Here is a 23,017-nt window from a genome sequence, read left to right on the forward strand (position 1 = left end):
CTAAAGTAAATCTGCAGGACGATGCTCAGCCTTAACACAGGTTAACTAGAGTTAATTAGTGTTAACTCCTGCTTTTGTTTAAGAACATGTTGTAGTTTTACGGCAATGGAGCCATCATGATCCATTTAAAGACAAATTGATTCAAATGAAAAAAAATATAGTCCTGATCCTATTGCTCATGTCGCTTTGCGTCACAGGTATAGTCGGACTACAGCTTTTTTGGAATTATCAGAATTACCAAAATACAGTGAAAGCGTTTGATCATGATATTAACGAGGCATTGATTAAAGCCCTGGATAAAGAACGAGATCAGCGGCAAGAGCAGATCGTGAAACGCTTCAAAGGCTGGTTGGCCGATACCTCCCTGATCACCATAACTGCAAACCGTAATAACCGGGACAGCGCCACTGTTTTTTACATCCAGGATACGCATCCCAAATTCAAGGGCGACAAAAACAGAAAGACCCAATTCGGCTTAGCCGATTTTAAGGAAAAACTGGATCACATTACCCCAAAGGCCAAAGCGAAGCTGATCGAACACTTCGGAGAGAGGATCTTAAAACCAGACCTTAAAGAAGGAACGGTCTATTATTATACCCAAATGCTGGGCGATAGTCTGGAAAAGGTATTCAGCAGCAGTACCACGAATCCCGATAGGATTGCATTGTTGTTCAGACAGCAACTGGAGGCTAAAAATATTTATGCAGACTTTGTGCTGAATCCAGTCAGAAACGACAATCTATACCTTACCAGACCGGTGAATACCAGTTTCCGCAAGCCTTATAAAAAGGAATTTGTTGATGCTGGATTTGAACATCAGAACCGCTACTTTTTTAAGGAGATTAAATGGGTCATCATTACCTCGCTACTCCTTATAGTCATCACCATTGGTTGTTTTGCTTATACCGTTAAAACATTGCTTTCCCAACATAAGCTGGCTGAACTTAAAGACGCTTTCATTAACAACATGACCCATGAGCTAAATACCCCCATTGCTTCCATCAAAATAACTGCCGAAGCCTTGCAGGCATTTAAGTATTCCCCTGATAAACAACACGAATACCTGAGTATCATTGCCCACCAGGCGGATAAGTTGAGTGAATTGACCAATCAAATATTAACGACTGAACAAGTGATGAATAATGTGTTGGTTAATAAGGAACGAGTAGGGGTTAACGAGTTGATTTCTAAAGCAATTGATGACCTAAGGGTGCAAATAGAATACCGTGAATCATGTGTTGATTATATTCCTGCCACAACTGCAGCATACCTGAACGGAGACCCGGACAGCCTGGGTAAAGCCATTGTTAATCTGCTGGACAATGCCCTGAAATATAGCCTGGGCAGACCTGCGGTTGCCATTGCCGTAAGCACATCTTTAGATCATGTGGACATCAACATTTCTGATCATGGTATCGGAATTCCACAAGAATATAACCGCTCAATATTCGAGCAGTTTTTTCGGGTGCCACAAGGCAACCTCCACGATGTGAAAGGCTTTGGACTTGGACTTAGCTATGTGAAAGAAGTGATAGAGCAGCACAACGGTAAAATATTCGTAAGTAAAAACTATCCCACAGGAAGTAGATTCACGATTAAACTGCCGTTGTACTAATGGAAAAGATTAAACTATTATTGGTAGAAGATGAGCCATTTTTGGCCAAAGTGATCAAGGACAGTCTTGAGCAGCTTGGCTTTGATGTGTTACATGCCCCGGACGGAAAAAAGGCATTTAGCTTATTTCAGAATGAAAGCTGCAATCTTTGCATTGTAGATGTGATGTTACCGCATACCGATGGTTTTACGCTTGTCAGACAGATTCGTGCATTGGGATCAGCTGTTCCTGTATTGTTTCTAACCTCGCGGACAGCAGTTAAAGATGTGATAGAAGGGTATGAGAGTGGCGGAAATGATTATTTAAAGAAACCCTTCAGTTTGGATGAACTTTTTTTAAGAGTAAACGAATTACTTAAAAGAACTTTAGCAAATCCGATCACGGGTACCACACCATTCGCAATCGGTGGATATCAATTTGTCTTTCATAAACAAACGTTGCATTTCGGGGCGACAGAATTCAGGCTTTCTCACCGGGAATGCCAATTGTTAAAGTTGCTCTATGACCATAGGAATGCATTACTCGAAAGAAAACAAACCCTGAAAACTTTATGGGGTGACGATAACTTTTACAATACCCGTACCATGGATGTTTTTATCACTAAACTAAGAAAGCACCTGCAATTGGACCCCTCTGTGGAGATTTTAAATGTTCGTGGAATTGGCTATAAACTAATTTGCTGATAGTTTACGCACAGCAGCCTCAAATGCGGCATCACGGACCATTAAATTTTCCAGGTCTGCATTGCCTGCATAAACATGAGGTGCGATGCCTATGTTCTCCAGATTTTGGCCACTTGCGCTGGTAAATATTTCATTAGATAAGGTGAACTCCCAACCATTAGGTAGTTGCTTTGGTAAGGCATCTGAGAATATACCTTCCGTTTTACTACCGATACGCATGAAATGAGGAAGTGACATGGTACCCATGGTGAAGGTTTCAGCAGCGCTGGCTGTGCGGTTGCTGGTCAATAAAACAACTGGACGCAGGTAGGTCGGGGAGACAGGCTTGGCAAAGATCATCTGCTTTTTTGTGAGTCCTTTTTCCGTCCAGGCTTGTTTGCTAAACATCAATGTTTTTGCCTTAACAAAATGTTTCAGCAATTCCAGTGATACCAGGTCAAATCCTCCTCCGTTAAACCTCAGGTCAAGAATGATTCCCTTTGTGTTGCGCAATTCATAAAGTGCCTGGGCGATGATCTTGCCGGCCATAGCGGCCTCTTTCGCCTGCACATCAGGTTCCTTGAAAAGATAGCTTGTATACTGCTCCCAATAATCATTGCCTGTAACACTATCCGGAATCTTAAAATCAAGATAGCATATCATGCCGTTAATCTGGATATAGCCCGTACTATCTTTCATTACACCCCAATTTATGATTCCTTTTCCGAGATTATCCCTGCCTGACATTGTGGGTTTCTTTATATTTTTATAGAGCACATGATCCCGGAGCTTTTTTAAAGAAGTACCGGCCGTTGAGGGTACCCCAGCTTCAGTTGAAGATGTTTTATTAAGTTCGTCTGGTATAGCGATAGCTGTGTGACCATCATTAATGTGCCCTGTCATTTCGGTCATTAATTGATGTAATTTAACACCTGTGGTTTGCTTGCTGATCTCAGCGCGTTTGCGTTTGTACAAACTATCCCAGTTAACGTGTCTTGTTTTGAAATAAGCATAATTCTCTCGAAAGGTGTGATAGAATACATCAAAATTGTAGCCTGGGTCCCGATTTAGACTTTGATCCACACGGCAACGGCCAGGCAAACCAGCTATTCGTGTTAACCGATACTCGGTTATACCACTGCTAATGATCAAAGTATCTTGAGCTACCTGTTTAAATTGGCCTAGAAATCCCTTGTCCTGAAGTTTTACAGTTTCTTTGGGCACGCAACTGAATCTCGTGGTATCATAGACATTCACAGAGGTTTTTGTTATGTCGATCATCTTTCCGTAACCCTCCATTTTCCAGGTTCCCTGTAATGAATAGGTGCTTTGTGGAGTTTGTTTGCAGGAAGAGAAGGTGAAAAATGCAACAATTGTCACAGCCATTTGTAGAGTAGCAGGTAATTTTATTTTCATATCTAAAGGTACCCGCTACTGCATTTGCTAAGCGTTAAATAGTGTTAAAAACTTAGTGAGGTAATTTCAGGGATTGGTTCTGCTTCTTTCGTCCTCATTTCCAAAATTTCTGTTTTTAGATTTTAAATTAACATTTCCGAATTTATAGCTCAAAGCAACCCTAAAACCTCTTGTATCTCTATAATTTTTAACATTAGCATTCAGCAAATCTTCACCCGTAATGGTAATCGAAAGGCTTTTTTTGAAAGTTAAAAATTTCATTGAAGCATCCTGGTAACGTCCCGGTATTTACATCCAGTAGTTTAATCCCAGAAACATCGACTTTGACTGGTTTAGCGTAAAATCATTATTTGTATAGAAATAGCCATTGCCGCTATCAATTGATCGTATGAGTGCCGTTTTCGATTTACGTTTTGATAATTGATTGATAATTCTGAAGAATGTTATGCTACAACCTGGATCGGTTAAATTTCAAAGAATTGCAACTCCATAAAAGAAAAACCCTGCTAACATGATGTTAGCAGGGTTTTATACGTTTTGATTCTAAATCTGGTCATCCCGCTGCGATTCGAACCTAGTTCAAATATCAGTGATTCAACAGTATGTGGATGGTTTTGAAATTCGACTCCCCGAATAACGCACCTTTTTTTTTAATGCTTTTTAGCTGCAAATGCTATGCGTAAATATAATATTTATTCTTTAATTGTTAGGCAAAATTATTATTGAAGTATAATATAATGATTAGCCCCTGACTAAGGACACTGGACTGGAGGTGATTTGTTGTTTTTCTGATTACATTTAGCAACTATGAATCCTTAACTCTTTTTTTTGTCGTCTGCTTGAAAATCTTGGTTAGGCTAGAACTAACAAAGGGGAAACTCAGGCATCTTGACTTTTGGGATCTAGGCAATCTTTAAGCTGATTTAAGTTTAAAATAAATTTGTGAGGTCGTTTTAAAATAATCATATTTATTTAACCTTTGGCGATACATAAAAAAAAGGTTCAGGAAACAGGCAGATGAAGTATTGGGATGTTTATCGCCAGAGATCATGGATTTAAATTAACTGCGCTCGATGAAAACACCCCTATGTTTACACCACACTACCTTTGCTTCTAGCTTCGTTATAGCCTTTAGCTTTCTTTCTCCTGTCAATTGTTTTGCCCAGCTTACGCTGAATCAGCCCAATACTACAGGAACATTCAGAGACGCCAAAAGCATCACCTTACTGCCCGGCTTTAGTACCACTGGCAATTTTCAGGCACTCATCCAGGCTGCGCCTGCTCTGCCAATGATACAGAACCCAAGCGCTAACCAGAATTACATTATTGAAAACAGGATAAAGACTGCGGGTATTACCACAGCTTCGCAGATCCAGGGACTCTCTGCAGATCAGCTGCAACAAACAGTCACCTATTTTGACGGGCTGGGAAGGCCTATTCAGAATGTGCGAACACAAGCCGCCCCCGGTTTTCAGGATATTGTTACTCCGATACTTTACGATCCCTTCGGGCGAATTGATAAGAATTATCTCTCTTATGCCGGTACTGGGACAGGGGATGGCAGCTTTAAAACAGGAGCCTTAACTGAGGTTACAGCGTTTTACAATCCAACAGGTGGAACTGAGTCTCAGCTTCCGGGTGGCATACCGCGCATTCCAACCCCGTTTTCGCAAACTATTTTTGAATCCTCACCATTGAATAGAGTACTGGAACGGGGAGCGCCGGGCAATAGCTGGCAACCGGCAACAGTTAGGACAACTGGGCTAAATGCTACGGGTAAAACGGTTCTTTCAGAGTTTTCCAGCAATACGGATCAGAATGGTATCAGAAGAGTAAAACTTTACCGCGCTGATATTGCAGCTGTAGGCAGCTATGAACGAAACCTCGTTGACGGGGGATGGTATAGCCCCAATCAATTGTATGTGAACATTACGAAGGATGAAGATTGGGTGCCAGCAGATGGCCGGAGTGGGACGCGAGAAGTGTATACCGACAAGGAAGGCAAGATCGTATTGAGACGCTTCTTTAATGGCTCAGAAATATTGTCTACTTATTATGTTTATGACGACCTTGGTAACCTAAGCTTTGTGATCCCCTCAATAGCTGAACCGGATAATGGTGGTATCAGTCCAGCCAAACTAAACGATTATTGTTATCAGTATTACTATGATGGCAGAAAGAGGCTGATCGAAAAGAAAATACCTGGAAAAGCATGGGAATATCTGGTTTATAATAACCTTGACCAGGTGGTAATGACCCAGGATGGCAGACAAAGAGCCAAATCCCCGCAACAGTGGACGATCAATAAATATGACGCTTTCGGGCGAACTGTAATTTCGGGCCTTTACGATCATACCGGCAGTGCGGTGGGATCTAATATCCGCCAGTCCATGCAGGATAATGTTAATACACAATCCGTATTGTGGGAAAGTAGGGTCAGTTCAGGCAGCGGCTATACCAATGTGACCTGGCCGTCCAGCTGGGGTACTACCTTGTCTGTAAACTATTTTGATGATTATAATATTCCAGGCATCCCTTCTGTTTATCTGGACGCCTCTGCCAGTACCCGTACCAAGACTTTATTGACTGCCAGCCTCATCAAGATCCTGGATGGTACAATGGGATCCGGCAATATGCTGTGGACTGTCAGTCATTATGATGATGAAGCCAGGATTACAAAGATCTTTAAACAACATTATAAAGATGGCGTTTTGTCGGCAGGTAATTATGATGAAGTAGCTAATACGTATGATTTTACGGGCCAGATCCTGACCACAAACAGGAAGCATTTCGCCGGTGGCAGTCAGCAGATGCGGATTTCCGAAGAATTTATCTATGACCATGCAGGTAGAAAGAAAGAAACCTGGCAGAGCATTAATGGTGTCAATAGGACACTACTGAGCAGTAATACTTATAATGCGGTCGGCCAGCAGGTGCAGGTGGGCCTGCATTCTACCGACGGGAATAATTTTGCACAAACAGTCACACAGCAGTACAATGAACGGGGCTGGATGATCAATGCTGATGCGCCCCTTTTTGCAATGGAGTTACAATATAACAGCGGAGGGAATCCTCAGTATAATGGTAATATTTCAGGACAAAAATGGGGAATACCCGGAAATAAGGACAAAAGTTATAGTTACATTTATGATAAGCTCAACCGGCTGAGCGCCGGGCTGAGCAGCGAAAATTATGACGAACAGCTTACCTATGATAAGGCTGGAAATATCCTGAGCCTTCAGCGAAAACGTCCTGGAAGTGGGTTGGTAGATCAATTGTCGTATGGATACAGTAGCAGCAATGTGTTACGTACCGTCACCGATGCTGTTACAGGCGACACTCATCCTCTTTTTCAATTGCCGGCAATGACATCATATAATTATGACGAAAACGGCAATATGACCAGCCGTACCAATGCAGGCAACACCAGCCGAGATATTACCCTTAGCTATAACCTGATGAATCTGCCCTACCAGGTGGCGGGCACTCATTCTGCAACCTATGTTTATGATGCTGCCGGGCGTAAGCTAAGAACTGTTTCAGCAGGTACCGCCCTTGACTACATAGATGGGATACAGTATGTAGGCGGAACACTGCGGTCTATTGATCATGAGTATGGTAGGGTCGTGCCCAATGGTAGCACCTATAGTTACGAATATACCCTGAGCGATCATCTGGGTAATTCACGGCTGAGTTTTGATATTTACAATGGCGTTGCAAGGAAGATTCAGCAGGATGATTACTACCCCTTCGGATTACCGATCAGCAGGTACGCCTCAGGAACAAGCAATAAAAAGCTATTCAATGGCAAAGAGTTGCAAGATGGTACGGAATTGTATGATTATGGAGCCCGTTTTTACGACCCGGTGATAGGTAGATGGAATGTGATTGACCCGAAAGCGGAACAAGACAGGGGCTGGTCCCCGTACAATTATGCCAGAAATAATTCCATAAGATTTATAGATCCTGATGGGATGCAATGGGACGATCCCAAAAAGGATCAGGCCATTGCCGACAGGCTACAGGCACAGATTAACAAAAGACTTGCCTCAGAGAACAAAGACCTGAGCAAAGCAAATGATAAGGTATCAAAAATAAAAAGCGAGATATCAGCAAAGGGAACTTCGGAAGGAAGGGAGAAAAGTCTGGCAAAGGCAGAAGCAGCTGTTGGTTCGATTAACGATAATATAGCGAACTTAAATAGTTCATCTGCGGAATTAACAGAAATGGGCAGTAAAGATGTAGAGCAAAAATTCACCTTCAACGAGATCTCCGGTGGAGAGGTTGGTGGTACTGAAAAAAAGGGAGGGGTTATTACAATGGGCATAGTTGGTGATGCCAACGGTATACATGAGGCTACGCATGGTTTCCAGATGTATAAGGGCACCATAGCCAATAATATATTAGACCGGGAGATTTTACCCTATCAACGTCAGTTTTCCTTTGATGCTTCATCGGTAAAAAATAATGTTCCTTCTTCTTTTGGCGGAGTTAACGGACTTGGAGATATTACCAGAAACTGGGTGTCCGGTATCCATACCAGTGCAGGCGTTTATATTTATGCCCCGAATTTATCGCTTAGTGATCTTAAAGAGTTCTGGAAAAAAAATTAAAACTTATGAAAATATACTTTGTTCTTGGTATCGGACTACTGTTAAGTAGTTGTTCTGTTAATAGAGAGGTGGTTGGTAAATACGCTTCACAGAAAAATCCCAATATTTTCGAGTTTAATTCTGATTCAACATTTAAGTATGAATTTAGAGAGTTTCATTTATACCAATATGCCACAGGCCGATGGAAAAAAACAAGCCAAAATACTCTTGTATTGAATAGCACCGTAAGTAGCGCTACAATACCTGTGAAAATTAGTAAACTAGACGATGTAGACCTGAATAGAACCAAGATGACAATCGATCTACGGATATCTGATGGTATGGACTTGTCGAATTATAAATGTAAGGTGTTTGTTAACAAAACTTTGTTTCGGATAACAAGATGTGATTCGCTTAAATTTATTGAGATAAAATCTGGCATTCAACAGCTCTCTTTTCAATTTACCAAAGAACCTATTGTTATCACTTCAAATCTAATATCCTTGCCCCTGAGTACAGAAATAATAAGCAATCCACCATCAAATTTTGCAGTCAATTTGACTTTTAATGACACTCTTTTTTCTTACAGGGTATTTAAAGATGAGGTAGTTAAGTTTAGACCAAACAGAATTGAAATCTTTAACCCGCATTTGAAACAATGGGGACATATCTATAAAGTGCCTGATTCGTCCAATATCTTTCTCCGCCTTAAATAAACCGTTAACGTATATTTGAAGTTTTGAAACAAAACCAGGTGCCAACTCCACCGTTTAATTGGAGCGGTTTAGGGGAGTCTATTGTGAACGCTGTCAAGTTTATGATGCCTTGAAAGTAGCGCTTCCTAAAAAAAGATAATTATGTTGAAAAAAAGTCTTTTTGATTTATTGGATAGGTACGTCTATTTTTTAAGGTATTAATGTGTTTGAGCGCTTAATTGATCTTTCATTATTTTATAAATCCAATGGATATTAAATTTCATGATAATAAAAAGAACCTATCCTTATGAAGAAACCAATATGCCTTTACTTAATGGAGAGATTTGGAGAGATATCCCTGACTTCGAAGGAAGCTTTCAGGTTTCAAATTTAGGCAGGGTGAAGTCCCTAGATCGAACTGTTTCACATAGTAGGTGTGGCACTCAGTTTGTAAAAGGCCGTATATTACGCCAGAACGTAAAGAAGCATTACAACCGATTTGTAAATGACTATATGTACATTCTACAGGTTACATTAATGCTAGAAAGCATACGACATGAATTTAGTGTTAGAAGACTTGTCTATTCAGCTTTTGTAAATGCCCACATTATTAAAAATGATAACCGAATAGTTGTTTCGATAGATAACGATGGATTAAATTGTAGGTTAAGTAATCTTAGACTGATAACAAAGAGCGAACAATTAAAATTAGTTGTACACCGAAATCGAACTTCAAATTATTTGAAAGAAGCTGATCATAAAAATTTCAAACCTACTTTCTCATTATGGAAACCGATCCACAAATGTGATCAAGAGGGAAATATTATCGAGACATATCCTTCTATTTCAAATGCTGCTAAATTAATTGGAGGATATGAAAAAAGTATTTCTGATGCCGCTAAGAAAGCAAAAATATACAAAGATTGCATATGGATGTTTGCAGACAGAGAAGTCTTAAATTCCTTAATTCAATCGTATCCTAAAAAAGTTAAAATTAGGATTAGGAAGCCTTGATTGTATGTTATATGGAACTCTTCTTCCTCCTTTTCGTTAATTTACGCCAATAACCAACACATGAAAATATGCCCAACAAATATTTCAAACCACACGAAGCTTTTGACCTCAATCCACATCCATATGATGTAGGGGTATTCACCGGACTTAAAAGTGGATACGAGGATAATCTTTTCATAAAAAAACTATTCACACTGCCTGAACTCCAGTCATGCGCTGGACATGGAGATATTGGAAAAACCCACAAGTTTCCAAAAATATCTTCGCTCGATCGACAGGTGGCATACGCAAAAGACCTTGCCCGAAATTATCGCCGATCAGCACGAGGTAATTAGGAAACAACAAACAGAAATTGCAGATTTAAAAGCAGAACTAAAAGAAACCCGTCTATGGGATGGCTGTATTAATATAAGGGATGGGCAGGCTTTGGCTATACTTGACCTTTGCATCCAAATGCAGACACTGAAAGCTGCAGACGGCAGCGAATTGTTGATCACCCCTGCACAGAATACCTGGGCTAAAATGATCAGCAAGTATTTCAGGGAGTATGACCAGGAAAACATAGGCCAGGTAAAAGAAATTAAAATAGATAAATTAAGGCACTATTTGAGGGGCATTGACCCTAAAGACTCTCTAAAAAGGGAGAATGAGATACCAAAAAAACACAAACTTTACACCATCACGCCAGTAAAAAAACGAAAATAACGTTTTTACTGTTTACCAAAATTAGCAAAAGAAACAGTTTTGTATCAAATTGATATTGAGTTTTATCCAGAGATAGTCCCAAACGTGTCTTTCAAGTACTTCAAATCTTTTGAGCGTTCCTTTGGCGTAGTCTTTTCCCACTAATGCTTTCATCTTTGCATTGTGGATTTTAATGGCCTCTAATATGGTGTGTGATTTTTCTGCTTTGCCTAAGTATTTGCATTTAACATTATCGGCAGTTATTTTGGCTCCATCTACGCTAAGTAGGGTATGCGCTGCATAAACCTCTGCTTTCATGCTTTCCAGATAAGCGTTCAGGGTTTTAATATCTTCTTTAGTACCAATGACTTTTCCGGCTTTTGCATTCCACCGTTCCGGCTCACAACTCCTGCTGGTTGACATTTCTGCACGAACTCCGTCTACTGTAATTCTTAAAAAGATAAAGTAAACAGCACCTTTTGTGTAGTTTTTTGGCTTTTTCAAAAAGAAAAGCACACTAAAATTCGTTTTCATAACGATAACATTAAGGTTAAACAAAAATAGCTTTGCAGTTCTATGGACACAAGATATTCAAATTTTGAAGCGGATGAATATCAGTGTGTTAATACAAAATAGGGGAGTTTGAAGAAATAAAGAACAACGCGCCTAATGACGCACATTTTATATGCGATTTTATGCATATTTTGATATATCCTGTAAAAGTAAAAACCCTGCAATCATTTGATTTGCAGGGTTTTAGTTTCTTTTGATACTGTTTTTGTGATCCCGCTGGGATTCGAACCCAGGACCACTACATTAAAAGTGTAATGCTCTACCAGCTGAGCTACGGAATCATTTATGTTCCCTTGTTTCGGGAGTGCAAAAGTATAATTTTTACTCAAATATTATACTTCCTAATTGCTGTGTATTGAAAATAAAATCAATTTACTTTCTAATCTGTTGATATTTAGGGATAAAAAAAACTGCTTTTTTGCTAAAAAGGCAGAATCGATCATCTAATGGAACCTCATATTTCATAAAATATACCTATAATAGTAACGCATATGAAATTACTGACTACTGCTACACTATTTATACTCTTCAACTGCGCTGATGCCTACGCACAAACCTGTAACTGCAATCAGGAACTGACCGATGTGAAGAACAAGATCGAAAAGAACTATGCTGGCTATCAGGATAAAGTAAACAACAAAACAAGGAAAGCTTATGATCAGCATAACAAACTGGCCCTTCAACAGTCAAAATCGATCACAAACCCTGCATACTGTCTGTACTTAATCAACGACTGGCTACGTTTTTTCAAAGACGGTCATATCCAGATTGGCAGAGATAGAATCTCTAAAGAAAAGGAAAAAGTCGACCTGCAAAAGCGGATCAGTAATATAGAATCGTTAAAGCTGCCTGAATTAACAGAGATCAGAGGTGCTAATGGGATCGTAGGTATTTATGGCGACAAAGATTCCATCTTCAGAATCGCGCTGATCAAAAGTAAAAATACCTTTAGGGAGTATGCAGGAGTAGTCATTTCCTCAAAGTCCGACAAATGGTTACCAGGGCAGGTCATGTTGGAGCTTAAGTCTGGAAAAGATACCCTTAATGGGATCATGTATGATAAATTTTATATTCCCCTAACGGTATCACTCCCGGTTACAGAAAATAGTTTAGGCAGTTGGCAAAGGGAAGAAACGGAACGTTTCATTCCGGAAGTGGTGAATGAAGCTGCCGTAGCCGGAAAATTGCTTTCTGAAAAGACCCTATACCTCAAAATCAGTAGCTTTAATCAGAATAATGCCAGAAACATAGATTCTTTGTTTAAAGCCAATAAAACAAATCTAAACAGGATACCCAATCTGATCCTGGATTTAAGAAACAATGGGGGCGGTGCGGATTTTTCCTATAAACCCATTCTCCCTTATCTTTATACAAATACTTTTAAGACCATTGGGGCGGATGTGCAAGCTACAGATGATAACATAGCAGGTTGGGCTGGAGTAGCGACAACAGATGGACTTCCAGCGGATCAAAAGACATTTATCAATGAGGTTATTGACAAAATGAAACGGAATAAGGGAACCTTGGTTTCGTTTGCCGAAGACCAGACTTCTACTTTCGACAGCGTAATCACTTATCCAAAAAAGATCATTATCCTCATCAATAGGCAATGTGGAAGTACAACTGAAGAATTTCTGCTCCTCGCAAAACAAAGTACTAAAGTAACTTTGATGGGCCAACAAACGGCAGGCGTACTCGATTACGCCAATATGAGAGGTGCAGAATTTAGCGGAATCCCCTACATGCTGTATTGGGCTACGTCAAGAAGCAGGAGAATTGATCAGGGCATGGCGATAGACAATGTGGGGATCAAACCACAGAAAACATTAAAGCTGGAGCAGGACTGGGTTAAAGAGGCACAGTCCGACTTGGAAGATTAAAATTGTAGTTTTTTATGGAACAAGTTTTAAGTAGCATGAAGTTCGAGTTTTAATCCAAATGTTGAAATATATGGATTTGGAGCCAATGAAAAAGATTTGTTAAAAGCAATACAGCAATTTAAAGCTGCAAATCCAAAATTTATAGTACCCGAGGAATTCAATTTGGAAGGAGGTAGGGGGAAGGGACCGGATGATCACTGGTTCACTGTATATTTTTACTACCCCGATACGAGGGAAATAGTCTACGTTTGGACAAGGCCAAAGGGGCTAAGTATGTACACCAGCCTTGCACTGGTTGGCATTAATCAGGGCAGCGAGTTGGGAAACTGGAAGGACATTAATAGAGATTTTAGCTCCGCGGAAAACTCAGCCCAAATTGACAAATTTGAAACACTGATTTTAAACCCAGTAGAGAAAATCGTTGAAGCGCAAAGATGATTATTCATATTTAAGAGCATCAACAGGATTTGCCTTAGCCACTTTTACCGATTGCATACTTACAGTGATTGCCGCAATTAAAATGGAGACCAAGATCGCCAGGACAAATGGCAAAAAGCTGATAGAAATTCGATATTCAAAAGTAGAAAGCCATTTGTTAATGATAATATAAGCCAGTGGAAAGGCAATTACGTTTGCGATGGCCACGAGTTTAATAAAATCTTTATTTAACAAGGTTAAAATGTTGCCAGTGCTGGCACCCAGAACTTTGCGAATGCTGATTTCCTTTTTCCGCTGCTCTGCCATGAATAGCGCAAGTCCGAGCAAACCCAGACAAGAAATGAAGATGGCAAAGCCGCCGAACCAGTTTGACAGTGTGCCTAGCAGTTTTTCGTTTTTGAATTTAACTTCAAAAGATTCGTTTACGAATTTTCTATCTACGGGATAATCGGGATTAATTTCCTTTACAATGGCATCTATCTGGCTTAGAGAAGCGCTGATATTCTGGCCCTCGTTTAAACGAACCAAAACAACACCGCCCTCGTTTTTATTGGATTGATAGAATATCATCGGCCCCACTTTTTTGTAGGGAGATTCTGATACGAAATCTTTCATTACCCCAATAATAGTGCAGCTACAACCTCTAAAACTGATCACGGAGCCGATGGGGTTTTTGAGCCCCATTGTTTTGATGGCTGCCTGATTGAATACCACTTTATTTGAATCACCTGGAAATTCCCGTCCAAAAGCTCTACCGGAAATCATCTCGGCACCAATGGTTTCTACAAAGTCATAACCTATGCCTCTTTCATTAAACAACACCATTTCATTTGGATTTTTCCCCGGCCAGGAGGTATTAGAATTGTTGTTTCCTTCCTCATCAATGCCCATGCTGAGCAGAGAAACTCTTTTTATCGCACCGGATTTCAACAATCGTTCATTAAGCAGATCGAGCTTCCCCTTATCTTTTAGATTGCCTTGCAGGGTAATCTGAATTAGGTTTCCCTGCTCATATCCGATGGGCTTATTTTTAATGTAGTTTAATTGCTGATAGATAACCGCAGTGCAGACAATTAAACAGGCGGCAAAAACAAACTGACTCACCACCAAAACTTTTCTTACCGAAATGGCCGAGCCCGTAGTTGAACCAAAGCCTTTGAGTACCTTAATTGGCTCAAAAGAAGAAAGGTAAAATGCAGGATAGCTGCCTGCAAGTAAGCCTGTAAATATAATTAAGCCAGCCAATACCAGCCAATATCTCCAGTCCTGATACTGGATAACCAGATTGATATTCAATAGTTCATTGAAATAAGGCAGGCTGATCTCTAAAAGTATAAAAGCGATCACCGTCCCAATGAGAGACAACAATATGCTCTCCAATATAAATTGAGAAATCAATGATTTTCTGCTTGATCCAATCGCTTTTCTAACCCCAACTTCCTTAGCTCTCTTCTCAGAACGAGCAGTAGAGAGGTTCATGAAATTGACACAGGCAATGAGCAGGATACATATAGCCAAAAGGAAAAATATCTTTAGCTGATCGATCTTTCCGCCAACCAGTTTGCCATTTTCAAACTGGTCATATAAATGCCATTTGGCAAAGGGATGTAAAAATAATACAGGTTTCAGATTTTTTCCATGGCGCTGATACATATCTTTTATGGAACCATTAAATTGATCTAAAATGCCGTTGCTTTTAAGCTGTATCAGTGTTAAACAAAAATTGCTGCCCCAACCTTCTTCTGTGGTCCATGGCTCATGTTGCTCATACAATTTCCAGGGCATCATATACTCAAATCTGATACTGCTATTTTCAGGCAGATCTGCCATCACGGCTTCTACTTTCAGGCCATCATTGTTATCGAGCTTCACAATTCTACCTATCGGATTTTCAGTTCCGAATAGCTTTTTTGCCAATGTCTGCGTTAGTACCACACTGTTAATGTTGGCTAAGGGATTAGTTGTATTCCCACTTAAAAATTCATAATCTAAAATCTTTAGAAATGATGGATCTGCAAAAACAGCTTTGCTTTTGATTTTTTTAGCTCCATAACTAATCAACTGTTCATTTGGGTAAGTAGACCTGGAAACATCCACCACATCCGGATACTTCTGTTTTAGTTCTGGTGCCAGAACGCCTGGTGTCATGGCCAAACTGACTATTTTGCCATTTGCATCCAGGCTGTTGTAAGCAACATAAGTCGTATTGTAATTTTTAAATTGTTTGTCATAGCTAAACTCATAGGCCACGTATAAAAGCAAAAGCATGCAGCTGGCAAGACCAATGGCCAATCCACCGATATTGATCAAAGAGAAGCCTTTATTTTTCCAAAGGTTTCGGAGCGCTATTTTTAAGTTTAATCTGAACATCTTTTTAGGTTGAGGGTGGAGCCATTACATTTACCAGACAACCAAGCTTATGCCAAAAGCTAAAGTAGCAATTAAGCTATTGATAACTAACTTATTAATAGCTTTTTGGGTTTTACCATGTTCGTTATCGGACATTTTATGTGCGAGAGCGTACAGTTGGACGATACCACTTCGATTTCGCCAGATCCGGTTGATACGACCATAATGTTTTTCTTTCTGGATAAAATTAAGGAGATATTGCGGACCGGACTGTTAAAAAATTAAAGGAAAGACTGTAAATTTGAACATCACACATTTCCACACGCGCTTAGAATGAACAAAAAATTTATAGTACAATTCACCATACTTATTACTGGCTTAATTTCAATCAATTCATACGCCCAAACACACACCTTTGATGATAAAACAATCGATAGTGTGGAATTCTCAAGAGCTAAAAAAGCATTAAATGATTTAACGGTTGATAAATTTCAAAAGAAAATCTACCTGAATGGCAAAAGCAGAATACCTTACAGGATCTTAATGCCTAAAGATATCCAGGCAAAAAAATACCCTTTAGTGATCACCTTTCATAATTCTACAAGAATCGGGAATGATAATGAGAATCAATTAGAGCCTTTGGCGAGGATCTGGCTGAGAGAAAACATCTATAGCAATTTTAATTGCTTTGTTATAGCGCCACAGTTTAACGAACGATCATCCAACTATCAGCAAGAAAATGATGGCGTTTTAACGGCTACACCATCAGATGATGCCCGAGAAATATTAAAACTGATTGAGGAAATTGAAAGAACATACCCGGTAGACAAAAATAAGATCTACCTGGTCGGATACTCGATGGGTGCTTCTACCGCACAAAACATACTCAATATAAACCCTGAAAAGTTTGCAGCGCTGGTATCAATTGCGGGTGTCCCAGACCTTTCAAATCTCAAAAAGCTTAAGAATAAAAAGATCTGGCTCATTCATGGGAAAAAAGACATTGAAAATCCATATATCGGAAGTACAGAGCTGTATGCCAGATTGGGAAATAACAAGAACTTAGTTTTTACAACATTCAACACCCTGGAACATAATAACATCATAATTCCCTACCTGTTATCAGATGAAATCCCCAAATGGTTATTTAAAACATCCCGATATTTAAAATAACCATTGGCATAAACACTTCATTAACTAAACAAACCCAACCAAATGAAAAAAACATTAACATTAATTTTAATTGCAATAATTACAATCGGTTCAATTTATGCCTTGATTATTTACATTAAAATGGATGGCTTTTCGTTCGCCTGGATTCTGAATTTCCTATTGATGCTACTTGTCGTTTTTTTTACCGAAGCACTAAAAAGCCCGCTTGCTTCTCCTTATTATAATGCAAAGGGATGGGAGCAGAGCGGAAAGATCTACGAGCATCTTGGAGTAAACTTTTTCAGAAAACTATTGGTTTGGATTGGTTGGGAAAAAGTCATTAGAAAAACGAGCCCAATAGAAAAAAACACCGAAGCGTTGACGAATTTATATTACCGCACAAAAAAATCTGAACTCGAACACCTGATTATCCTGGTTATTGTCCTGGGATTTAATGTTTTCGTGGCATTCAAATTTGGAATAGTCAAATCTTTGTTCTTACTCGTATTAAATGTCTTACTCAACCTTTATCCGATTTTTCTTCAGCGGTACAATCGCCCACGAATAGAAAGAGCGCTAAATTTAAGTAAACGGAGGTTATCGCCCAATTAATATTACCGAGCGATAACATAATATACTAAAAACTAGTGTGATACTCCTTGTCAGTTACAGCTTCTAGCCAGGTCGTTTCTCCTTTTTCTCTTCCGGTTATCGCTACCTGAACAAATTTGCTATCTGAGCTCGCACCATGCCGGTGAGCTATACCTTGGTTGTCCTTTTTCCTGATAGTAACCAACACCTGATATCACTAATAAGATTTGTCCTGCGGGGTGCGTCTCTTTTTCATCTGATTTACTTTCTGCAATCATTAAAGTCAGTGCAACTAACGCGTTATCAGCAATACGTTTCGATCCGTCCACTTTATAAAGGGTGTTATTTTTTTCTTCTACACTTGGATATAAATCCACACCATCAAATGTTTGTACTTGTTTCTTGTTTATAGAATAGCCTTTGAGTAGATATTCTTTTAATACTTGGTTCGCCCATATCCTAAATTGCGTACCTCTTTGAGATTTAACACGATAGCCGACGGAAATAATGACATCTAAAGAATAAAATTCCAACTTCCTTTTGATTGATCGGGTTCCTTCTTTTTGAACTGTCAAGGAATTCTTGACAGTTGCGGATTTAGTTAGTTCATTTTCTTTGAAAACATTATTAATATGTAAACTTATGTTCTGTTTAGTTTGATTAAACAATTCCTGCATTTGTGCTTGTGTCAGCCAAATTGTGTCATTCTCCAGTTTAACTTCAATAGAAGTAGTCCCGTCCCTGGTCTGATATATAATAATTTGATCGCTAGTCTCCATAATATTTGAAATATATTTAGGCTAACCTATATAAAAGCGGTCAACAAAATGCAACTTTCAATTAAAATAGTTGCAAATTTATAGGGTATATTTATATATAAAATAATTATTCGTATTTATCCCGTTGAACCAAGCCAGAGCTTTATGGGCTTTTCACCGATATGGCTTGCACTTTTGTAAAAACGCCAATCACGACTTCCATGCTAAGTTCATCAAGATTTCCTGATCATCTGATGAACTTGGGCATGGAAGCGCGACAACGGGGGGTAACATTTGTGTTTTATCTTAATAGCTGTTCCAGCACTTTTTTCCCATTTTCATTGTCTGGATTGAGCATCATTGATTTTTGATACATTTTAATGGCATCCTTTTTCTTTCCGTGTTTCAGCAGTACTTCTCCGTAACTATCATATACATTCCAACTGTTAGGAAAAAGGAGGGTGTTTTCTCTAAATGCGATTTCTGCATCTGCTGCTCTGTTATTCATCAGGAAGGCGTACCCCATTGAGTTCATTTCGTCTTCACTCAGGTAATAGTTCAAAGTTTCGGTTTTTATCTTTTTCACGGCCTGATCAGCGGCTTTTTTTCCATGGTTTGCTAAAGCGATCCCATAATATCTGGCACCACTTTTCTTCGGCTTCTCTACTGTTTCCCCATTTAAGATTTTCAAGGCCATATCAGCGATCGGAACCACATTATTGGCGGTGTTATCGTAGAGGATGATGGATTGATGTCTGGTCAGATTTCTAAGCAGCATTGTCCGGGATCCGGGTGAGCCACCATCGTGTTTAACGATTTTCCCCATGGAAGTATCTTGCCTGGTAATCCAACCTAAGGCATAACGTTGTATATTATGTGTTCCATTACTGAGCCTGACAGGTGTAAAGGCTTCTTTTAACGTCTCGGAATTAAGTAAGCTGCCATTATACAGCGCCTGATCATATTTCCACAGATCATGTGTGGTACTGATCAGATCGCCATGCCCCTGAAAATTAAACCGGTTGGCGATCAGAAACTCTGTTACAGTATCAGCCAGTTGCACTTTATCGGAATATGGATATTTGAAGCTATATCTTTTGGAAAGGTTTTTATCTTCTCTTTTTAAAAATTTGGATAAGGATGTGTTTGTCATTCCGGCAGGATCGAAAATATTTGCCTGGAGATACGGGCCAAATGAAAGACCTGAAATCTTCTCCACGATCAGGGCAAGAATATTGTAATTGACATTGTTATAGGAGAAATCTTCGCCGGGTTTAAAAACCAGCGGTATTTTCTGTGAAATGCATGCCGGAATAATGTCTTTATTGGTAAAAACCGTATCGGGATGTTTGGCGATGAGCGGAAAAAAAAGCGTATCATAGATCGGCAAACCCGAGGTATGTGATAATAACTGCCTGATGGTTACTTCAGGATATGGAAAGTCAGACAAGTATTTTGAAACCCGGTCTTCTATCTGTAGTTTTCCTTGTTGTTTTAACTGTAAGATCGCCGTAGAAGTAATGGTTTTGGTGATGGAAGCAATTGGAAAAGATGATTGAGCGGTATTGTTTATTTTGTTCTGGAAATCGGCGTAGCCAAAAGACTTTTCGTAAACAACATTTCCATTTTCCGTAATCAGGACATTCCCGTTGAATTGCCCGGTCTGCGATAAGGTTGAAAAGAACAGATCCAGGTTGCCCGGTCTATCTTGCGCAATTACATTTTTTATTCCAATCAACATTATAAAGAGCAGACAGATTTTTTGTATCATTAAGCTGGTTTTTTATTAGTGGATCGGAAATCTTACCTTGTCCCATCCAAATTTACAGAATGATAATGCAACCCAAATGGCTATAAATAACCATCAGAATACCCCGCAGATGCGTGAGTTCCTTGATATAAAACTGTTCTCTCAACCTTTTTCTGATTTTTCCCAATCTGAGCTGGAGCTGGAGGATTGTAAGTCGATTGCCAGGCTTTATGCAAAGCTTGAAAATACCATTAGTGTGCTTAGCGACATGGAAGCGAGAAAGAGCTATATCTATCCTGGTGGACTTGCCCAACAGCTGGGGTTTGAACCCAGTCAGACGGAAATTAATTCCATCTGGGAAGATGAACTGCTTGGCCGGGTACATCCGGAAGATCTTCAAAAGAAGTACCGCCTCGAATTTAATTTTTTTAAGCTGATCAAGTCAATCGCGCTCAATGAACGTCTTAACTACAGCCTGATTACGAAGTTGAGAATAAGAAACAGCGAAAACAAATACCAATTGATCAGACATCGTTTGCTGTACCTGAGCAGTACTGAACAGGGAAATGTCTGGCTAGCCCTGTGCCTGTACAACATGGTGTACGATCATCCTGGATTTGACGTTCCTGAGGGGATCATCATCAACACAGGTACAGGAGAAATTATAGACAGCGAGCAAGGACGGTTCGAAGATATTCTATCCGCGAGGGAAGGACAAATCCTCCAGCTCATCAACCTCGGACAGCGGAGTAAGGAAATCGCTGATAAATTGTCCTTAAGTATTCATACCGTAAACAGGCACCGGCAGAATATTTTTCAGAAGCTTAACGTAACCAACGCAATGGAAGCCTGCCGGGTTGGGAAGGTTACAGGCTTACTGCATCATCCATAGTTTAAACACAAACTTTATGAAAGAAGAACTACGCCAGCAGTTTGGCAATATCGATATCTATTTATTTGATCAGTTGTTAAAGGGAACATATGACGACTGTCGGTCCGTTCTGGACGCAGGATGTGGACAGGGGAGGAATGTGGCCTACTTTTTACAGTCTGGATACCAGGTTTATGGTGTTGACTCATCCGCAGATAATATTGCCTGGGTCAAACAGCTGGCTGCACCTTTTTCTGACAGTTCCCCACAAGAGAATTTCAGCATTGGTTTGGTGGAAAATCTGCCATTTGACGATGAAAAGTTTGATCTTGTGATCAGTAGTGCAGTGCTCCATTTTGCCAATGATGACAGGCATTTTGGGGAAATGCTGAACTCGATGTGGCGGGTGATCCGTCCGGGAGGTTATCTGTTCTGTCGTCTGGCATCGGATATTGGTATCGGGAACCTGGTCAGACCGATCGGAAACGGAAGGTATCTTCTGCCAGATGGATCTGAACGTTTTCTGGTCAACCAGGAAATGTTGCTCAGTTTTACCAGAGCGCTTGGCGCGAGCCTGCATGAGCCAATAAAGACTACCAATGTCCAGAACCTGCGGTCAATGACCACCTGGTGCCTGCGGAAGTAAAGGAGCTGTCTTCAGATCAATTTAGTGAGGTAAGCAATAATTATAAAAATTAATTAAATTCGCCGCAACAAAGCAAAGGGGTAAACAGGGCAGAGCCTGACACTGCGAGTCCTTATTTGCAAGCAAAAGACAACGTTCCTGAAAACAAATAATAATGAATAATTAATGGATAAAATCAATTTATTACCTACAATCGCTGTAGTAACAATGTTCATTTCATTATTTCTATCATTTTTTTTGGTTACCGTCAAAACAGAACATAAATTAAGTAACCGTCTTTTTGCTTTTTTTCTCGTTTTAACCGCAATTGATATTACCTCAAGCCTGGGCCATTTATTTGAAATCTCTTTGACTGCAAGAATCTTTATCAGTTCATTTTTTTTCTTGCAGCTGCCAACATTTTATTTGTATGTCTTATCCGTCTGCTATTCTGATTTTAAGCTAAAACCAAAACATTTACTTCATACCGGTACTTTTTTAATCGCCAATTTAGTTTTAATGCCTCGCTTTTACATGGTCAACCAGGCTGCTAAAATCAGTTTTCTTGAAAAAAGCAGCAGTAGACTGGAAATACAGCTCAATCATGTTTTCATGCATGTTCAAATGATACTATACCTCGTTGCTGCCTTTATGATCTTAAGAAAAGCAAGGAAAATATATCTTGAAAATTATGCGGGAGCAAGTATTGAATCCCTGAATTGGTTATTTCAGTTTACGGTGGCGCTTACAGCCTTTTACGCGATTGCGCTGTTAAAGAACATCTTTAAATTCACGGAATACGCTGGCATTTCCGACTGGTTAAAAATTGGACTTCTGTTATTTGCAATGGTCACTATTTTCTGGTATTTATATAAAGCATTAAATAATCCAAGCCTGTTTAGAAATGTCGATTCGAAATTAAAACTGGTAAAGCATATCATTTACGAAGAAAAAAATGGTGAGGATTTAACGGTAAGTGACGAGGAATTCGATGAAGAGCTGGTGATATTAAAGGAGTATATGATGGAAGAAAAGCCATTCCTTAATCCCACCTTAACAATTCAGGATATCTCTAAAGAGATTGAAATTCCTGTTCGGGATTTATCCATTTTGATTAATCATAAGTTAGGGCAACACTTTTATGATTTTGTTAATACGTATCGTATAGAGCAGGCGATGGATACCTTAAAAGATGCCACAAAAAATAAGGTAACAATTTTAGAAATTCTATACGAAGTGGGCTTTAATTCAAAATCTTCTTTCAATGCAGCCTTTAAAAAGCACACTGGAAAAACACCAACTTCCTATCGCAACAGTCTGTTTAATAGCGTATTGTAATTACTCGTACTAGT

18 protein-coding genes and 1 tRNA gene are annotated in these 23,017 nt (G+C 39.5%); 13 read left to right on the forward strand and 6 right to left on the reverse strand.

Going from position 1 to position 23,017, the window contains the following annotated elements:
- Positions 1 to 145 precede the first annotated feature (145 nt).
- A complete protein-coding gene (locus AAFF35_RS13750) occupies positions 146 to 1,615 on the forward strand; it encodes a HAMP domain-containing sensor histidine kinase (RefSeq protein ID WP_342333090.1) in 1,470 nt (489 codons plus the stop codon).
- A complete protein-coding gene (locus AAFF35_RS13755) occupies positions 1,615 to 2,298 on the forward strand; it encodes a response regulator transcription factor (RefSeq protein WP_342333091.1) in 684 nt (227 codons plus the stop codon). The genes AAFF35_RS13750 and AAFF35_RS13755 overlap by 1 nt, the downstream gene beginning before the upstream one ends.
- On the opposite strand, the gene AAFF35_RS13760 is transcribed toward AAFF35_RS13755, so the two are convergent.
- A complete protein-coding gene (locus tag AAFF35_RS13760; protein WP_342333092.1) occupies positions 2,287 to 3,693 on the reverse strand; it encodes a S41 family peptidase in 1,407 nt (468 codons plus the stop codon). The genes AAFF35_RS13755 and AAFF35_RS13760 overlap by 12 nt on opposite strands.
- Before the next feature lie 1,073 nt (positions 3,694 to 4,766).
- On the opposite strand from AAFF35_RS13760, the gene AAFF35_RS13765 reads away from it, so the two are divergent.
- From AAFF35_RS13765 to AAFF35_RS13780, 4 genes are all read left to right on the forward strand, one after another.
- Complete coding sequence (locus AAFF35_RS13765) at positions 4,767 to 8,306, forward strand: DUF6443 domain-containing protein (RefSeq protein ID WP_342333093.1); 3,540 nt, start codon at positions 4,767 to 4,769, stop codon at positions 8,304 to 8,306.
- 5 nt (positions 8,307 to 8,311) lie between these two features.
- Positions 8,312 to 9,001, forward strand: a complete 690-nt coding sequence (locus AAFF35_RS13770) for a hypothetical protein (protein WP_342333094.1) — start codon at positions 8,312 to 8,314, stop codon at positions 8,999 to 9,001.
- 261 nt (positions 9,002 to 9,262) lie between these two features.
- Complete coding sequence (locus tag AAFF35_RS13775; protein ID WP_342333095.1) at positions 9,263 to 9,994, forward strand: NUMOD4 domain-containing protein; 732 nt, start codon at positions 9,263 to 9,265, stop codon at positions 9,992 to 9,994.
- A gap of 222 nt (positions 9,995 to 10,216) precedes the next feature.
- Positions 10,217 to 10,699, forward strand: a complete 483-nt coding sequence (locus AAFF35_RS13780; RefSeq protein WP_342333096.1) for a hypothetical protein — start codon at positions 10,217 to 10,219, stop codon at positions 10,697 to 10,699.
- Positions 10,700 to 10,720: 21 nt separating this feature from the next.
- Here AAFF35_RS13780 and AAFF35_RS13785 read toward each other — a convergent pair whose 3' ends face one another.
- Positions 10,721 to 11,212: an Arm DNA-binding domain-containing protein gene (locus AAFF35_RS13785; protein ID WP_342333097.1), complete on the reverse strand. Its 492-nt coding sequence runs from the start codon at positions 11,210 to 11,212 to the stop codon at positions 10,721 to 10,723.
- 247 nt (positions 11,213 to 11,459) lie between these two features.
- Positions 11,460 to 11,532: transfer RNA gene (locus AAFF35_RS13790), tRNA-Lys, on the reverse strand.
- A 210-nt stretch (positions 11,533 to 11,742) separates the two neighbouring features.
- Here AAFF35_RS13790 and AAFF35_RS13795 point away from each other — a divergent pair.
- The gene (locus AAFF35_RS13795) at positions 11,743 to 13,131 is read left to right on the forward strand and encodes a S41 family peptidase (RefSeq protein ID WP_342333098.1); all 1,389 of its coding nucleotides are present in this window, start codon (positions 11,743 to 11,745) and stop codon (positions 13,129 to 13,131) included.
- A gap of 96 nt (positions 13,132 to 13,227) precedes the next feature.
- Complete coding sequence (locus tag AAFF35_RS13800; RefSeq protein ID WP_342333099.1) at positions 13,228 to 13,569, forward strand: hypothetical protein; 342 nt, start codon at positions 13,228 to 13,230, stop codon at positions 13,567 to 13,569.
- On the opposite strand, the gene AAFF35_RS13805 is transcribed toward AAFF35_RS13800, so the two are convergent.
- Entirely contained in the window at positions 13,570 to 15,939 is a 2,370-nt protein-coding gene (locus AAFF35_RS13805; RefSeq protein ID WP_342333100.1) for an ABC transporter permease, read from the reverse strand.
- 417 nt (positions 15,940 to 16,356) lie between these two features.
- Between AAFF35_RS13805 and AAFF35_RS13810 the strand changes: the two genes are divergently transcribed.
- Both AAFF35_RS13810 and AAFF35_RS13815 read left to right on the forward strand, forming a co-directional pair.
- Positions 16,357 to 17,091 carry a prolyl oligopeptidase family serine peptidase gene (locus AAFF35_RS13810; protein ID WP_342333101.1) on the forward strand — a complete coding sequence of 245 codons (735 nt, stop codon included), beginning with the start codon at positions 16,357 to 16,359 and terminating at the stop codon, positions 17,089 to 17,091.
- Between the two features lie 42 nt (positions 17,092 to 17,133).
- Positions 17,134 to 17,682: a hypothetical protein gene (locus tag AAFF35_RS13815; RefSeq protein ID WP_342333102.1), complete on the forward strand. Its 549-nt coding sequence runs from the start codon at positions 17,134 to 17,136 to the stop codon at positions 17,680 to 17,682.
- A 119-nt stretch (positions 17,683 to 17,801) separates the two neighbouring features.
- Here the strand turns inward: AAFF35_RS13815 and rhuM are convergent, their stop codons facing one another.
- The gene (rhuM, locus tag AAFF35_RS13820) at positions 17,802 to 18,440 is read right to left on the reverse strand and encodes a RhuM family protein (protein ID WP_342333103.1); all 639 of its coding nucleotides are present in this window, start codon (positions 18,438 to 18,440) and stop codon (positions 17,802 to 17,804) included.
- A 280-nt stretch (positions 18,441 to 18,720) separates the two neighbouring features.
- A complete protein-coding gene (locus AAFF35_RS13825) occupies positions 18,721 to 20,190 on the reverse strand; it encodes a serine hydrolase (protein WP_342333104.1) in 1,470 nt (489 codons plus the stop codon).
- Positions 20,191 to 20,266: 76 nt separating this feature from the next.
- On the opposite strand from AAFF35_RS13825, the gene AAFF35_RS13830 reads away from it, so the two are divergent.
- The 3 genes from AAFF35_RS13830 (at position 20,267) to AAFF35_RS13840 (ending at position 23,003) form a co-directional block, all read left to right on the forward strand.
- Complete coding sequence (locus AAFF35_RS13830) at positions 20,267 to 21,061, forward strand: helix-turn-helix transcriptional regulator (protein ID WP_342333105.1); 795 nt, start codon at positions 20,267 to 20,269, stop codon at positions 21,059 to 21,061.
- A gap of 16 nt (positions 21,062 to 21,077) precedes the next feature.
- Positions 21,078 to 21,686: a class I SAM-dependent methyltransferase gene (locus AAFF35_RS13835; protein WP_342333106.1), complete on the forward strand. Its 609-nt coding sequence runs from the start codon at positions 21,078 to 21,080 to the stop codon at positions 21,684 to 21,686.
- 498 nt (positions 21,687 to 22,184) lie between these two features.
- On the forward strand, positions 22,185 to 23,003 hold the full coding sequence (locus tag AAFF35_RS13840) for a helix-turn-helix domain-containing protein (protein WP_342333107.1): 819 nt from the start codon (positions 22,185 to 22,187) through the stop codon (positions 23,001 to 23,003).
- Positions 23,004 to 23,017 lie beyond the last annotated feature (14 nt).

It is taken from the genome of Pedobacter sp. FW305-3-2-15-E-R2A2 (assembly GCF_038446955.1).
GTDB lineage: Bacteria > Bacteroidota > Bacteroidia > Sphingobacteriales > Sphingobacteriaceae > Pedobacter.